At 47.6% G+C, this 15,005-nt stretch carries 17 protein-coding genes and 1 tRNA gene; 13 read left to right on the top strand and 5 right to left on the bottom strand.

Translation table 11 applies throughout. From position 1 onward, the window contains the following. Window positions 1–134: 134 nt before the first annotated feature. A complete protein-coding gene (locus WCT25_00550) occupies window positions 135–902 on the bottom strand; it encodes a hypothetical protein (GenBank protein ID MFA6535902.1) in 768 nt (255 codons plus the stop codon). A 209-nt stretch (window positions 903–1,111) separates the two neighbouring features. Between WCT25_00550 and WCT25_00555 the strand changes: the two genes are divergently transcribed. The 6 genes from WCT25_00555 (at window position 1,112) to greA (ending at window position 6,881) form a co-directional block, all read left to right on the top strand. Next, window positions 1,112–2,356, top strand: a complete 1,245-nt coding sequence (locus WCT25_00555) for an aminoacyl--tRNA ligase-related protein (protein MFA6535903.1) — start codon at window positions 1,112–1,114, stop codon at window positions 2,354–2,356. Between the two features lie 110 nt (window positions 2,357–2,466). Further along, on the top strand, window positions 2,467–3,528 hold the full coding sequence (locus WCT25_00560; GenBank protein ID MFA6535904.1) for a rod shape-determining protein: 1,062 nt from the start codon (window positions 2,467–2,469) through the stop codon (window positions 3,526–3,528). Then, window positions 3,506–4,294, top strand: a complete 789-nt coding sequence (mreC, locus tag WCT25_00565; GenBank protein MFA6535905.1) for a rod shape-determining protein MreC — start codon at window positions 3,506–3,508, stop codon at window positions 4,292–4,294. Before WCT25_00560 ends, mreC begins: the two co-directional genes overlap by 23 nt. Window positions 4,295–4,299: 5 nt before the next feature. Next, window positions 4,300–4,584: a hypothetical protein gene (locus WCT25_00570; GenBank protein MFA6535906.1), complete on the top strand. Its 285-nt coding sequence runs from the start codon at window positions 4,300–4,302 to the stop codon at window positions 4,582–4,584. A 20-nt stretch (window positions 4,585–4,604) separates the two neighbouring features. After that, complete coding sequence (locus tag WCT25_00575; GenBank protein MFA6535907.1) at window positions 4,605–6,308, top strand: penicillin-binding transpeptidase domain-containing protein; 1,704 nt, start codon at window positions 4,605–4,607, stop codon at window positions 6,306–6,308. A gap of 105 nt (window positions 6,309–6,413) precedes the next feature. Further along, entirely contained in the window at window positions 6,414–6,881 is a 468-nt protein-coding gene (greA, locus tag WCT25_00580; protein ID MFA6535908.1) for a transcription elongation factor GreA, read from the top strand. Between the two features lie 41 nt (window positions 6,882–6,922). Here the strand turns inward: greA and WCT25_00585 are convergent, their stop codons facing one another. After that, window positions 6,923–7,303 (bottom strand): hypothetical protein, encoded by a 381-nt coding sequence (locus WCT25_00585; protein ID MFA6535909.1) that lies wholly within the window; start codon window positions 7,301–7,303, stop codon window positions 6,923–6,925. Between the two features lie 120 nt (window positions 7,304–7,423). Here WCT25_00585 and WCT25_00590 point away from each other — a divergent pair, with 120 nt between their 5' ends. Both WCT25_00590 and WCT25_00595 read left to right on the top strand, forming a co-directional pair. After that, window positions 7,424–8,116, top strand: coding sequence for a lysophospholipid acyltransferase family protein (locus WCT25_00590; GenBank protein MFA6535910.1), 693 nt, complete (start codon window positions 7,424–7,426; stop codon window positions 8,114–8,116). 31 nt (window positions 8,117–8,147) lie between these two features. Beyond that, window positions 8,148–9,293 carry a hypothetical protein gene (locus tag WCT25_00595; protein ID MFA6535911.1) on the top strand — a complete coding sequence of 382 codons (1,146 nt, stop codon included), beginning with the start codon at window positions 8,148–8,150 and terminating at the stop codon, window positions 9,291–9,293. Window positions 9,294–9,331: 38 nt separating this feature from the next. Here the strand turns inward: WCT25_00595 and WCT25_00600 are convergent. The 3 genes from WCT25_00600 to WCT25_00610 form a co-directional block, all read right to left on the bottom strand. Continuing rightward, window positions 9,332–9,405: transfer RNA gene (locus WCT25_00600), tRNA-Trp, on the bottom strand. Between the two features lie 63 nt (window positions 9,406–9,468). Continuing rightward, entirely contained in the window at window positions 9,469–10,239 is a 771-nt protein-coding gene (locus WCT25_00605) for a succinylglutamate desuccinylase/aspartoacylase family protein (protein ID MFA6535912.1), read from the bottom strand. A 56-nt stretch (window positions 10,240–10,295) separates the two neighbouring features. Then, window positions 10,296–11,006 (bottom strand): hypothetical protein, encoded by a 711-nt coding sequence (locus WCT25_00610; protein ID MFA6535913.1) that lies wholly within the window; start codon window positions 11,004–11,006, stop codon window positions 10,296–10,298. Between the two features lie 409 nt (window positions 11,007–11,415). Between WCT25_00610 and trpS the strand changes: the two genes are divergently transcribed. The 5 genes from trpS to WCT25_00635 all read left to right on the top strand — a co-directional run bounded on the left by trpS (window position 11,416) and on the right by WCT25_00635 (window position 14,984). Next, window positions 11,416–12,786, top strand: a complete 1,371-nt coding sequence (trpS, locus tag WCT25_00615; protein ID MFA6535914.1) for a tryptophan--tRNA ligase — start codon at window positions 11,416–11,418, stop codon at window positions 12,784–12,786. Window positions 12,787–12,912: 126 nt separating this feature from the next. Further along, complete coding sequence (locus tag WCT25_00620) at window positions 12,913–13,089, top strand: hypothetical protein (protein ID MFA6535915.1); 177 nt, start codon at window positions 12,913–12,915, stop codon at window positions 13,087–13,089. A gap of 87 nt (window positions 13,090–13,176) precedes the next feature. Further along, a complete protein-coding gene (locus tag WCT25_00625; protein MFA6535916.1) occupies window positions 13,177–13,674 on the top strand; it encodes an NUDIX hydrolase in 498 nt (165 codons plus the stop codon). Window positions 13,675–13,896: 222 nt separating this feature from the next. Beyond that, window positions 13,897–14,157, top strand: a complete 261-nt coding sequence (locus WCT25_00630) for a metalloregulator ArsR/SmtB family transcription factor (GenBank protein MFA6535917.1) — start codon at window positions 13,897–13,899, stop codon at window positions 14,155–14,157. Between the two features lie 230 nt (window positions 14,158–14,387). Beyond that, window positions 14,388–14,984, top strand: a complete 597-nt coding sequence (locus WCT25_00635; GenBank protein ID MFA6535918.1) for a lysophospholipid acyltransferase family protein — start codon at window positions 14,388–14,390, stop codon at window positions 14,982–14,984. Window positions 14,985–15,005 lie beyond the last annotated feature (21 nt).

The following is a 15,005-nucleotide window of genomic DNA, read 5'->3' on the forward strand; positions in this document are numbered from 1 at the left end:
TTTTTTGGTTTTTGATGTTTACCGTTTCTGCATCGGACTATACACCCAAAAGGGGATAAAGTCAAGCCCTGAAAAACCATTAAAAAGCCCACGTTTTGCACTGCAAAACGTGGGCAATTGATTCAAATAGGTCCTCACTCCAACTGAAACTGAACCGACCTGATTCGAACCCAGCCCTCGGCCAATTTCGGCTCGAGATAGGCGCGAACCATTTTCTCGAAGGCAATCTGCTGTTCGTAATCCATCGGATTGCTAAACTTCGCGAGCTCCTTGCTGTTTTGGAACTGGAAGTTGTAAAGATGAAACCGGACACAGTCGGCGATGCTGCCCAGGTGCCTTTCCGCTCCCATTTTGCGCTTGAAGGCCGTCGCCTGGACCTTGGCCCGCGGACTGCCACCTTCGCTGTAAACGATTTGGTAAGAGATTTGCTGGACCTTGGGATTTTCGGTGACTGGTCGAACCACCATGGCGACCTCCACCGTCTGTTCGTGATAGTCGGTCAGGTGATAGCCCTGGCCGGTCCAGAGCTTCAAATCCGAACGGCGAACAAACTCACCGTGTCGGAAAATCCTCAAAACATGGCCTTCCCGGTTCTCAAGCATTGTCATGGGTTTGACTGTTTCGAATCGAAACTCTGACAACAGGACAGGCGGCAATGTTCCGAGGAGGACCAACACCATCGAGAGAATGGACAGTGACAAAACAGTTGCAAAGAACATCACCCGCCGACTCCGGCCGTGAGAGAAGACCGAGTAAAGGGTTGCTTTCTTGCGCACTTGGCGTAGCAAAATAATTCCACCAAAAAGTACACACAGGCCGCAGAAGACCGGGGACATTAACCAGAAGATGCCTGCACCATCCAAATTTGCGATGTCTAGGCTTAGTTGATCGAGAAGGTTCATAATTTCAGTCTGATTTGATTTTTTAGGGGAAGTAGCAGTGCCAGATCCCAACGGTTCTATTTCTAACAATACAGATTAAATTAGAGTTGTCAACATCGTTTTAAAGCCATTTTTGCGGTACTATATTGGGACAAATCCTAAGTTTAGAGGTTTGAAAGTTTTGAAGTCAGAGTCGCTGGCACTAAATTTTTGAACTATGAACCAACAAAATGCGCCAGTCACAACTTTTCACTAAATCACGCAAAGAGGCTCCAAAAGATGAGGTGGCCAAGAACGCCGAACTTTTGATTCGAGCCGGTTTTATCAATAAAGAAATGGCCGGTGCCTATTCTTATTTGCCTTTGGGCTTAAGGACTTTAAACAAAATTGTTGGGATCATCCGCGAGGAGATGAACGGCTTGGGCGCCCAGGAACTTTTTTTGACGGCGCTACAAGAAAAAACTGTTTGGGAAAAGACTGACCGCTGGAGCGACGATAAAGTTGATAACTGGTTTAAAACTAAATTAAAAAGTGGCACTGAATTAGGCTTAGGTTTTACTCACGAGGAACCACTGACGGCCTTGATGAAAAATCACATCAGCTCTTTTCGGGATTTACCACTCTCAGCCTACCAATTCCAAACCAAATTTAGAAATGAAGCCCGCGCCAAGAGTGGCATTTTGCGTGGTCGAGAATTTTTGATGAAGGATTTGTATTCTTTTTCTAAAGACGAAAAAGAGCACAATGAATTTTATGAAAGGGTTAAGGGCGCTTACAGTCGAATTTTCCAAAAAGTCGGCTTGGGTGATCAGACCTATGTGACTTTTGCTTCCGGAGGAAGTTTTAGCAAATATTCCCACGAATTCCAAACTCTGACCTCAGCCGGTGAAGATAATATTTATGTTTGTAATTCCTGCCGCATCGCCGTCAACGAGGAAATTATTAAAGATCAGCCAACCTGTCCGAACTGTAAAAGCGACAAACTCGAAGTCAAAAAAGCGGTTGAAGTCGGCAATATTTTCAGTCTTGGCGATAGGTTTTCCAAAGCCTTGGATTTGGTGTATCTTGATCAGGCCGGCGTTAAGAAACCGGTGATTATGGGCTCCTACGGCATCGGCCCAGGCCGAGTCATGGGTACCATTGTTGAGATTAATTCCGATGAAAATGGCATCATCTGGCCAAAAGCGGTGGCACCCTTCCAAATTCACCTGATTTCAGTTGACGGTGGCAAGCCGGAGATTAAGGAAAAGGCGGAGAAAATTTATGAGGCTCTACTCAAAAGTGGCACGGAAGTTTTGTTCGATGACCGAGAATTGCGCGCCGGCGAAAAGTTTGCCGAAGCCGATTTGCTGGGTCTCCCGCTTCGAGTAGTCGTGAGTGATAAATCCTTGAAGGCTGGTGGCGTGGAAGTCAAAGAGCGCAAGGGTGGGGCAGTCCGAATTGTGGCAGAGGAGCACATTTTAAGCCAGGTCTAAAATACCAATCTGCGAATTTGATTCCCATCAACTAATATCCGAATGGGAAGTTTTTCTCCTATTAGTTATTCGTAGATTGGGATAAAATTCGTGGATTGGTATTACATTTTATGAAAAGAATTATAAATAAATTTGGCGAGATGTTTTCCCAGGATATCGGTATCGACTTGGGCACGGCTAATACTTTGGTTTATGTGAGTGGGGAAGGCATCGTCATCAACGAGCCGTCGGTAGTCGCTATCAACCAAAAAACCGGACGCGTGGTCGCCGTCGGTAGTGAGGCCAAACAAATGCTCGGCCGCACACCGGCCCACATCGTGGCGGTACGCCCGCTCGTTGACGGGGTCATTTCCGATTTCGAAGTGACCGAGGAAATGATTCTCTACCTTTTGAATAAAGCCCAAGGTGGGAAAAAGAAATTTTTTGGCCCGCGCGTGGTAGTCGGCGTGCCGTCCGGTGTCACCAATGTCGAGACTCGCGCTGTGCGTGACGCCACCAAAAACGCCGGCGCCAGGGAAGTTTTGATTGTTGAGGAGCCGATGGCCGGCGCAATCGGCATTAAACTGCCGGTAATGGAACCGGTCGGCAATATGGTAATCGACATCGGCGGAGGTACTTCGGATATCGCGGTGATTTCACTCGGCGGGATTGTGCGCTCGAAAAATTTGCGCGTGGCCGGCGACCGATTGAATAATGATATTATCGCTTACATCAGAAGCGAGTTTAAAATTTTGATTGGTGAAAAAACTGCTGAGGAGGTGAAAATTAAAATTGGTGCGGTGATTTCCGGTGAACGCCCGACTGAAGCTACGATCCGTGGCCGAGATTTGGTGACCGGACTACCTCGCGAGGTAATCGTCACCGATTCGGACATTAGGGAGGCCATGGCTCAATCAATTGACAACTTGCTCGAATCATCAAAGGAAGTTTTGGAAACCACTCCGCCGGAAATTTTGGCCGATGTCATGCAACGCGGTATCCACTTGGTCGGCGGCGGGGCACTAATCCGTGGCCTTGATCGCCTACTTTCTGACTATTTGAAAATCCCGGTTTTCGTTTCTGACGATCCTCTAACGGCGATTGCGCGCGGGGCCGGCGTGATTTTGGAAAATTTGCCCCAATACCAGGAAGTACTTATTGAAAACGAAGATGACCTACCACCTAAGAAGTAGCTCTAGACGAAGCCGGCCGATTTTTGCCCGATTAGTTTCGATTCTAGTAGTCGTCCTCCTTCTAGGCTGGTTCGGTAGTCTGGCACCGATCCGAAATTTGGCCATAGATTTGGCCCGGCCATTCTGGGATTTTAAAACTGCTGCTTGGCGGGGCTTCCTCGTGGACAGCAGTCTAATTCAGGCAAAGCAGTCCCTGATTATTGAAACTGCCGGCCTAAGACAGCAAATTCAAGGTCTGGACGCTAAACTTCTGGAGTTTAATCGGATTTCCGCAGAGAATCTTGAATTGAAAAATTTACTGGGTCGGAAAGAAATCAACCGATCCGAAATTCTGACACGGGTGATCAGTGGTCCCAACCAGACGCCTTTCGACACAATTTTAATTGATCGGGGTGAAGAAAATGGTATTAAAATAGGTGATAGGGTTGTTGCGCTTGGCAGTGTGGCTATCGCCCAAATAACCGAGGTTTTCACAAACACGGCTCGCGCCACACTATTTTCCTTTCCAGGTAAAAGCGCCGACGCTCTGATTGGCGACAGCGGAGTTATCACCACGGCTATTGGTCGAGGTGGTGGAAATTTTGAAGCCAAATTGCCCCGAGAAGTCGAGGTTAAATCTGGCGATGCGATTGTAATTCCTGAAATTGACTCCCACGCCTTCGCCGTAGTTGAGGATGTCTTACTCAAGCCAACCGACTCTTTTCAGACTATCTACTTTAAAAATCCGGTCAATGTCTCCGAGTTAGACTGGGTTACTGTTAACTAAATCAGATGACAACTCGACCAATATTAACGAGAGTGGTCTCCGGCGTTTTGCTTCTTTTGGCGTTGCTTCTCACGCCGTGGTGGCTGACATTTGCTCTCGGTTTGGTCGCAGTTTTTGTTTTTAAAGACTTTTACGAAATCATTATTCTGGGATTCTGCTTCGATCTGCTTTACGGGCCAGGACACATCTCGGGAGAAATTTTTAGAAGTTTTGCCGGCCTTTTGCTTTCGGCTTCGGTTCTGTTGCTGGCCACGATCATTAAAACTCGGCTGATTGTCTACAATCGTTGATTGGGTGATAATTGAAAACAATGTGGTTTGCTAAAATTAAAAGAATATTTGTGCGACGAGGGATGAGAAGGGGTGGCGAAATCGACCCGGACGAAATTCTGCTTGACGGCGCCAATTTGCCGGCCTTTGATGTTTACCAATTCGAAGGTCGGCTGGAAAAAGCCATCTCCAAAATTTCAGTGATTTCGGCCGGCATTTTTTTGCTCCTAGTGGGAGCTTTGTTCGGTGCCCGTATTTGGCACCTACAAATCGCCGAGGGTGCGCTTTACGAAGCCAAGAGCGAGGCCAATCGCTTGCGCCACACTCTGGTATTTGCCGAGCGGGGAATTATCTCCGACCGCAATAAAAATCTCTTGGCCTGGAATATTCCAAGCGCCAAGGAAACCCAGTTTTCCCTCCGTCGCTACGCGCCGATTGATGGCGTGGGCAACCTGTTGGGTTATGTCAAATATCCTTCTAAGGATAGTGCTGGCTTCTACTATCGCGAAGACTTCATCGGTCTCGATGGGCTGGAAAAGACCTACAACGATAAGCTTGGTGGTCAGAACGGCCTCAAAATCACCGAGACAGATGCCTTGAATAAAATCCAGTCCGAGAGTGTCCTGCGTCCTCCTAAAGACGGCGAGAGTCTGACTCTCTCAATCGACTCCGGATTGCAATCGGCCATGTTTAAGTTCATCAAGGAATTAGCGAATTCGTCAAAATTTACCGGCGGGGCCGGCGTAATCATGGATGTTAAAACCGGAGAGCTCGTCGTGCTTACAACCTATCCGGAGTACCAATCGCAGGTACTTACTGATGGAGACGATTCGGCGAAAATCGCCACCTTGGTTAATGACAAACGCACCCCATTTCTTTTTCGGACTATCGCCGGACTTTACACCCCTGGCTCAATCGTCAAACCATTTGTCGCTCTCGGGGCCCTCCAAGAAAATGTGATAGACCCGAGCACAAAAATCTTGAGTACCGGCTCAATCTCAATTCCAAACCAGTATGACCCGACCAAAAAATCAACTTTTCGAGATTGGCGCGCCCACGGCTGGGTTGATATGAGACAGGCCCTGGCTGTTTCGTCGGATGTTTATTTTTACGAAATTGGCGGCGGATTTGAGAGTCAGCCCGGCTTGGGAATCTCCCGAATCGATAAGTATGTCAGCTTGTTTGGTCTGGGTAGTGATGTGCCGGGCGAGATGTTCAACGGGACGGCCGGCACGATTCCCAACCCGGAGTGGAAAGCTGACAACTTTGAGGATAAAACTTGGCGAGTCGGCGACACCTACAACACCGCTATCGGTCAATACGGTTTTCAAGTGACACCGCTTCAAATCGTGCGCGCCATTGGTGCAGTAGCGAACGGCGGAAAACTTTTTGACCCGCAAATTATCAGGTCGGAAACTCCGGCTCAATTTCTGCAAATTCCGATTGACGAAAAACATTATGCCGTGGTGCGAGAGGGGATGCGACAGGCCGTGCTCATGGGCACGACCCAGGCTCTGAATGTTCTGCAAGTCGAAGTCGCCGGTAAAACCGGTACAGCCGAACTCGGCACCACTAAAAGTTTCGTCAACTCCTGGGTGACTGGCTTTTTCCCATATCGAGATCCACATTACGCCTTCGCGGTAATTATGGAAAAGGGACCAGTCGCCAATCTGGTCGGCGCCGCCTATGTAATGCGTCAATTTCTAGACTGGTTATACCAAAATGCCCCCGAGTATCTTGAGTAGAGTACAAGGGCTTAGTGGGTCCAAAACCCCTAAAGTTGTGAGACCAAGTCATTTGACTTTGGCCCTGATTTCTGTATAATGGCTCAACTTTTAACCCAATTTTTTATGGATAAAGAAAAATCTTACCTAACTCAAGACAAATTTAACGAGCTAAAAATCGAGCTAGAAAGCCTCAAAACTGTGAAGCGAAAGGAGGTGGCAGAAAGCCTGGAAGCGGCCAAATCCTTGGGCGATTTGTCAGAAAACGCCGAATACCAGGAAGCCAGAGAGCTTCAGGCCCAGATTGAAGACCGTATCGGCTATCTAGAAAATATGCTCAAGACCGCTTCGATTGTCGGATCTCACCACAGCGAAAAGGTTGAGGTTGGTTCTACTGTGGTTGTCCACAAAGGCAAAGAGAAGACTGAATATAAGTACCAGATTGTCGGCTCCGAAGAGGCCAACATGGCCGCCGGCAAGCTGTCCAATCTCTCACCGCTCGGGCTCGCCTTGATGGGTAAAAAAGTTGACGAAACATTTACCTTCAAGACACCGGCCGGTGTTGTGAGCTACAAGGTCATCAACATCAAATAGCAGAAATTAAAAACTCGCGAGACTCGCGAGTTTCTGCGTTATCAGGAAAGACTTTTGGTCTTGCGTCCGGTAATCGAATGATGCCCGACCATTTGCGCAACCTTTCTGGCGGCAGCCATGAGCTCAACCTGACTTACCGGAGCAGAGAGAAGCGCGGCCGTAGCCAACAATTCGGCATGTCGTCTCTTTTGACAGGCGAAACAGACTCGAATCTCATTTTTTCCTTCAAATACCGTGGTGGTATTGTAGGTAGATAAGATTACTTCAGGATGCTGACACTTGGGATCCTGGCAATTGGCCCTTCCCTTGAAACGCTCGATCGGCGGCGACCCCAGACCACTACTTGCCGACCCAAGCGGTATCGCTGTGCCAGCCAGACTCTTAGCTGAAAAGCTATTGTCAAACTTTAGGTTAACTTGCACGCAACTTCCTTTGGTTGTCCTATCCCGACCTCTTGTTCTTTTCTAAATTTATCACTCTGGTATGAAAAAGCAACCCGAAAGCGCTATAATGGTGATACGGGGCGACCCGTTTTTACATTTATGAAGAACCGAAAATATTGGGTCCCGAGACTAATACCACAAATCCTCCAGCCGATTATCTGCGCTTTGGCCTGGCTGTTTTTTAAGATTTTCGCCAAAATAGAGTTTCGCGGGACGGAAAAAGTCCGCGCTCTTTCCAGTGGCGCCATTTTTGCCGCCAATCATGTGAGCGAGCTTGATGTTCCTTTGTTGCGCATCGGCCTGCCATTTTTCGGACCCTTAGCCCCACTCTATTATGTCTCGCGACCGAAAGAGTTTTACACCAAATCCGGCTGGCGGAAAATATTTTACGGTGGCCTGCTTTTTAGACTGCTCGGTTCCTATCCGGCCTATTCCGGTCATCGTGACTACGCCTATTCCTTGCAGGATTTTGATTCGCTCTTGAAAGCCGGTCGTAGTGTGGCAATTTTCCCCGAGGGCAAGCGAACTGTGAATGGGGAAATTGACTTTGCCCACGGTGGCGTGGCCTTTCTCGCCCATACCTACCGAAAGCCGGTAGTGCCGATTGCGATTCACGGTCTTTACAAGCTCAGCCTGCGCGACCTGCTACTATTCAAGCGCCGGATAGTCATCACTTATGGCGATCCGATTCAAGCCTCCGCCCTGGTACCGCAACAACACCCTACGGTCAAAGATTTTCAAGCCGGTAGCCAATACTTGATGGCCAGGATTGCCGAAATGCTTCCGCGCTGATATGATTCCAAAATCAATTTAAGCTAAAAATATGAGGACCCATCTGGAAATTAAAAACGAAACCGAGGCTAAATTACTCGCCGAAATTCACAAGCGAACGGATTTTAAAGGTATTAGAATTCAAAATCTTTTAAAATTACCAGACCTGACGCTAAAGACAAACTCACCAATCCGATTTATTGTCGACAAGGTTGTTGCTTTGCCGCGCTTCAAGGATTTCGATATTGTCTCAATTCCCCAAATTATCAGCGTTAAGAACAACTTTGATGTCCTAAATACGCCCAAGGATCACCCGAGCCGACGCGAAAGTGACACCTATTACGCCTCGCCGGATATGGTCTTGCGGACCCAGATGACCGATGTCTGGCCCTTTTATCTCCGCGAACCTTCAATCGTCAAAAAACTCAACAACGACGGGGAAGCGGGGGCGCTTTGTTTTGGTAAGGTTTATCGCAAGGACGAAATTGACCGCAACCATTTTCCGGCCTTCCACCAAATCGACGGCCTTTATTTGTGCAAACGCGAGAAGCGAACCATTACCCAAAAAGATTTAGTTGATGTACTGGTCGATATCGCCAAAAGTCTCTACGGCGAGAAAGTCGAGTGGAAGGTGATTCCGGATGATTTCCCTTACACGCACCAGAGTGTCGAAATGGACATCATGATGAACGGCAATTGGCTGGAGATTCTTGGAGCGGGCCTGGTCCGGGATATTGTTCTCGAGAACTTGGGTGTTGACCCAAAAGTTTACAATGGCTGGGCCTTCGGCTTCGGCTTGGATCGTTTAGCGATGATTAAAATGGGTATCAATGATATCCGAGTACTTTGGTCTGATGACGAAAGAATTACCCGCCAATTCACCAGTTTGGATTCGAAATTCAAGGAAGTCAGCAAATACCCGCAAGCCGTTCGCGACATCTCCTTCATTGTTGGCAAAGGCGTCGGCCTCAATAACTACTACGAGATTGTCCGCGACTGTGGTGGCAATTTGATTGAAGAGGTTAAACTACTCGACACCTATGATGATGAGAAAAAATTCGGCAAGGACAACATCAGCTACACTTTTCGAGTTGTCTACCGTTCTCCGGAGCGAACCCTGACCAGCAAAGAAATTAACGACATTCACGAACAAATCCGCTCCAAAACTGTCTCTGAATTGTCGGCCAAACTCCGCTAGGCATTAAAAAACCCCGACTTGTCATCGGGGTTTGAAATTGGCAGCGGCGAGGAGACTTGAACCCCTACGGGCGGTTTTGGAGACCGCTGGCCTACCATTAGCCGACGCCGCTGCAAGGAAGCTACTCTGTGCCAAGGTTATCACAATTAGGAATCATGACAACTTTACAAATTACCTAGTTGTCATTTAATTTTTTTGCAGAAAAGCCGAAAATATCTTTGTACCTTTTTTCCCCAAATAGGACTGGGTAAAAATCCTGTGTGGCCTTAATCTCAGTTTTGTTCGAAGGATTAAAACCATAGACCTCGCCCTTTTTAAAAACTTTCAAATTCTCAACACCTTTTGTCAGACGGAAGCCCCTCGGTTTTGGGACAGTGGCATAGACTTCGAGAAATAATTTCTTCTGCTCCGGATTTAGGCCAGATCGATCTAAAATTTTAAAATGCTGAAGTATCAGAAGAATGGCATTTCGAGTATCCTTAAAAGTCTTAGTGCTTCTGTCTTTGCCAAATTCGAGTCCAATCCCAATTCTCGCGTTTGATATCAGGGCATTTTTTTCGGTTGCCTTCATGTAGAGAACATTTTTTGCATTCGTAGCCTTAACAACTTTCATTGTCTCAGCATCAAGTTTGGTGACAATCACGCAGGATTTAAGCTCGCTTTCAGTAGAGTGAACATCTATTACAACATCGTAGGATTTTATCCTAGGTAACAACTGATGAGCTAAGCGCTCCTCATAAGTGCCATCCTTCCTTCCGGGAAACGACCGGTTAAGGTCAGACTCGATAAAGCGCTTCCTTTCTTTAACCGCTCGCTCGTTGGCAATCATAAAATCAACCCTACCTTTTGACAGGTCGAGTTCCTTTAAAGAAGCGATCACTCTCTGGCCCAGGCTTTCTGTGCCATGAGTGCCACCATTAATTAATATTGATGTCAGTTTTTTCATATGTATAAAAAAGGTTCCTTAAACTAAGTGGTAAAAGGAACCCTGAATATTTAGGATTAGCAGGCTTCGCCCAAAAACAGAAAGCCGTCACGGGTTTTGCCGTCTCTAATCCGCAAGGAAGTCTGAAACCATCGGTTAACTTCCTCATCATCAGACTTCGGTATCTCATCGTACAGGCACTGACTGTAGAGGTCATGTGACACGAAGGTTTGCTCATTGAAGCTACCGTTTCGGTCGCTCATGAGCACCTTTGCAGATTTTCGCCACTCGGCAGGAACAATTGGACTGGCCGGGTTTGCGGAAACCCTTTTGCAAAGTTTCCGCAAAAAACAGAACATGACGGGATTTTGGGTGGTAAACCCAATCTTCCGAAGTCCAGACTCTGCGAACAGTGTCTTAACTGTCGCAATACCAACACCGCGAGTCTTGTGTTGTTTCCCAATCAAAACCCCAAACAGATAGAAGAGATCATGCTCTGAATGAAGATTGGCCGAGGCAAACCCGAGCACATCCGTGTCGGAATAGGCCAAGGCAAGCATGTCTCCATCCTGCGTATGCTCCTTCACATCGTCATAAAAGCCCCGGCTTTCAGGACGGCCGAAACTAGATATTCCAGTTCGGTAGAGTTTTTCCAGCAGGGCCTCTGAGAAATCCTTTGGAGCTCTGCTGAAAGCTAGTTTAGGTTTTGCCAGCACCCCTACGCTGAAACCTCGAAACTTGACTTCTTTTCCACTACCAGCCAAAACAAAATCGCTTGGCGTCTTCATAATTGCTCCTCGATTGACGAAGATTTTAAGGAACTATTGCGGCAGTTTCTTGCCCAAAAGCAAGAATCCGCCCTTATAACACAATCCAATGATTATGTACTAAGGGCGGATTACCGCGGTGCCACCTTATTTGCAAAAAGGTATTCCTTTCTGCCACTTCGCTGTCTTACGCCACTTCAGGCAAACAACAGCATTCCTGATAACGGGGGAGTCCGGATTTCCACTATCGCAGAAATCACTTTCGCTACCAACTATCTTACAGTCGGCAGCAAATTTCGACCCAGCCCTCGGAAACATTTCGCCGAGGATCGAAATAAGTTTGTTTAAGTTTACTTGAATCCAACTCTTGGTGTCAACTTGACTTTTGTCTTCCAGATGATAAGGTTCGGACAGGAAAGGACAATAACAAATGAAAACGAAAGCCGTTCCGATTACCGAAATTAGTGAAATCCGTCGAATTCTCTGCCCACCAAATCTGGACCGTTCTGAACTGTTGGCGTCCAGGAGACAAGGGTCTCCTGAGCTAAAAGTCGAACAGGAAGTGCGAGCCATGAAATCTGTCACTTTCCACTGTGGAAAGTGTAAGGTCAATACGTGTGGCATCGAAAATGATCCTGGTGCCTCTGTCCGCCACTGTCCAGGCTGCAATTCAATCTTGATGCTCTGCCCGGTCTGCCACAAGGCAACATCTGGCACGGAAAAATTCAAGATTCTCATCTGCGACAGTTGCCACACAGAGTTTGTCACCGACACAACAGTCCAATCGCTTATCGATATGGACCGCAAATCTCGACAAGTGGTACTCTCTGGAATCCGGGCGACCAACCGTCTTCACCTGGGAAATTTCCTGGGTGCAATCCGACAGTTCGTCCAGTATTCAACAGGCGACAACCTGTGTCTCTATTTCATTGCCGATTGGCACACTCTGACGACCTGTCAGGATGCCGCCACCGTTACCGGCAACAGTGTTGAAATCGCCATGAATTACATCGCCGCAGGACTCGATCCGGAGCGATCAATCATCTACGCGCAGTCCAGTGTTCCAGAAATTGCCGAGCTTGCCCTGTATCTTTCGATGATTCAGGACAAAGGTGAACTCGAAGTTCTGCCGACACTCAAGGATCTGCTCCGTGGTGGTGCCAACATGAATCTGGGCCATCTCTCTTACCCGGTCCTCATGGCTGCCGACATCCTGGGTCCAAAGGCGACCTTAGTGCCGGTTGGTTCTGATCAGATTCCAAATGTTGAATTGGCGCGTCGTTTGGCGAAGAAGTTCAACCGCCGTTTCGGCCAGACCTTCGTGATTCCCGAAATCGGAGAGCAGAAGGTTAAGATCCCGGGCCTCGGTGGCGGTAAAATGGCCAAGTCAGACGAAAGTTCCTGCATCTTCATTGATGACGCCGCTGAGGTTGTGGCGAAAAAGTATGCCAAGCACGGAGTCACCGACAAGAACAAGGTCAAACGCGACGATTCCGGTGTTCCCGAAAATTGTGCCTCAATCTATCCGGTCTACCAAGTCCTTCTTGGGGAGGAGTCCTCCTTGCTTCAAGAAGTTGCAAACGGATGTAGGGTCGGTTCGCGAACCTGCCAGGAGTGCAAGGCTGAACTCGCCAAAATGGTGAACTCAATTCTTGAACCAGTTCGCGTCAAACGCCGCGAACTGGGGGGGAAGAGGGAATTCGTCCGTGAAGTCCTGCACTTCGGTGGCTTAAAAGCCCGTGAGATAATTCGGCCGACCCTCGAGCTGGTTCGAGAAAAGCTCGGTATCATCGCGCCTTAGTTCACTCAGTTCATCTAGCCCCGCGAAGCAATTCACGGGGTTTTTAATTTGCCAAATCAGCTTGACACACTGTGTGCGAGCGCTAAACTTTACGGTAGAGGAACATACCAAGAAAGGACAGACGTTATGAGTGCAACCTCAACCGAGCCGAAAGTCACCAGTGATGGCCGTTTGTTCTATTGCAAAACACTCGACCAGTGGTTTAGCATCGAGGCCATCGAAGCTGATCCGCATTTGAGCCTGCAGGAAGACGAGACGGTGAAATTTTCGCCGAGCGCCGACAAGGAGGCATCCGTAGCCTAATTTGGCCATTTCCACCAAGCCCCGCCGCCCTAAAACCTAGTGGCGGCTTTTAATTTTCGAGGACTAATCATCTGCTATAATCAAAACATGGAAATCAAATCGACTTTCACAAATCAGGCCAATCAGGTTCTAGATGTGATTTATCGCGAGGCCAACCCGACCAATAGGCTCGAAGGTAGAATTGTGCAAGGCGTCCACGCCTTCTGTTTCTGCGAAGGCAAATTTGTCCTGGTCTACAATGGAGAAAAGGGAAGTTGGACGCCACCAGGTGGTGGCATCGAGCCAGGCGAAACCTTTGAAGAAGCCGTCACTCGCGAGGTCAAGGAGGAAACGAATATGCGCGTTTTACAGCAGAAATTTATCGGTTATCAAGATGTCTTCGAGCCAACAAAAATTGTCAGACAGACCCGTTCGGTTTGTCTCGTTGAGCCTTTTGGCGACTTCATCTCCGACCCGGACGGAGACATCACTGAAATCAAGCTTATCGACCCTTCCGACTATAAAAAATACTTCGACTGGGGAGCGGTTGGCAGTCACCTCATGTCCAAGGCTATAAAGATCGCAAACAGTCTCAAGAAGGAATAAAAGCGCCTCACTACTCACCACCCACCACTCACTACTCACTACTCACTACTCACTACTCACTACTCACTACTCACTACTCACTACTCACTACTCACTACTCACTACTTACCCCCTCACACTATCCACATTTTGTCTATGGGCTTATTCGCGCGAATGGTAGAATAGATGAGGGGGTCGAGAGTAGATAACAGAGAGCAAATGTAAATTGAAGTAAAGAATAAAATGAATAATTTGGAAAAAATTTTAAAAGCTGTGGCAAATAAACGACGCATCGCCATTATTAAATATTTAGCGCTAAACAAAGAGGCGAGTGTGAGCGACATTTCGACCATAATCAAGCTCTCATTCAAGGCCACCTCCAAGCACCTGGGCGTTCTATACGCGGCTGATATTGTTGAAAAGGAACAGCGAAGTCTGCAAATGTTCTACCGTCTGGCCAGCACTCATCCGGTCATTAAATATATCTCTGATTCGCGCGAATAGGCGAATAATAAGGTGGCGGTGAATTTTTGGGTGCAGACAAAATCTCGCGTCCGAAAAAACAAGACAAGAAAGTCAGGATCTGGTATAATTTTGGCACAGTCAGCCACGAAATACCCATCCTATTCAGAATGAATCGATTTTTTTTAATTTCACCTTTGGTATTACAGACTCTGATTTGGCCGATTACTCGACCAGTTTTTCGTTTTTTTCTGCACCTCAAAATCGACGGGGTGGAAAATCTAAAGTCTGTCACGAATAACCACGGCCTGATTTTTGCTTGCAATCACTCAAGTGAGCTTGATCCGATTCTCGTGCCGGCCAGCTTACCGTTTCTATCACGATTGATGCCGATGTTTTACACCTCACGAGAGCAGAAGTTCTATCAGAACAGCGGCTGGCGACAAATATTCTACGGTGGACTATTTTTCAAAATTTGGGGCTCGCACGCGCTTCATTCGGGAAAACACAACTACGCCGAATCACTCCAAGACCACATTAAGATTTTGGGCCATGGTAAAAGTTTACTGATTTTCCCCGAAGGCCGAAAAACTAAAGACGGCCAAATGCAGGAAGGGCACGGGGGAGTGGCTTTTTTGTCGCACACTCTCGACATTCCGATTGTGCCGGTACACATCAGTGGCCATTTCCAAATCTCCCTTTCAGATTTCCTACTCCGCCGACGCCACGTCAAGGTTGCATTTGGAAAAGCGATGAATCAGTCAGATGTTTTCGCTGGTATTCAATCACCATCAAGTCCAGACGGTAACGCCGAATATTTTAAATCTGCCGCCCAGAGTGTCATGCTTGAAATCAGCAAACTCGGCTAATTCGCGCGAATGGTAGAATAG

This window comes from Candidatus Paceibacterota bacterium (genome assembly GCA_041666545.1).
Classification (GTDB): Bacteria; Patescibacteriota; Minisyncoccia; order Phycocordibacterales; family JBAYGS01; genus JBAYGS01.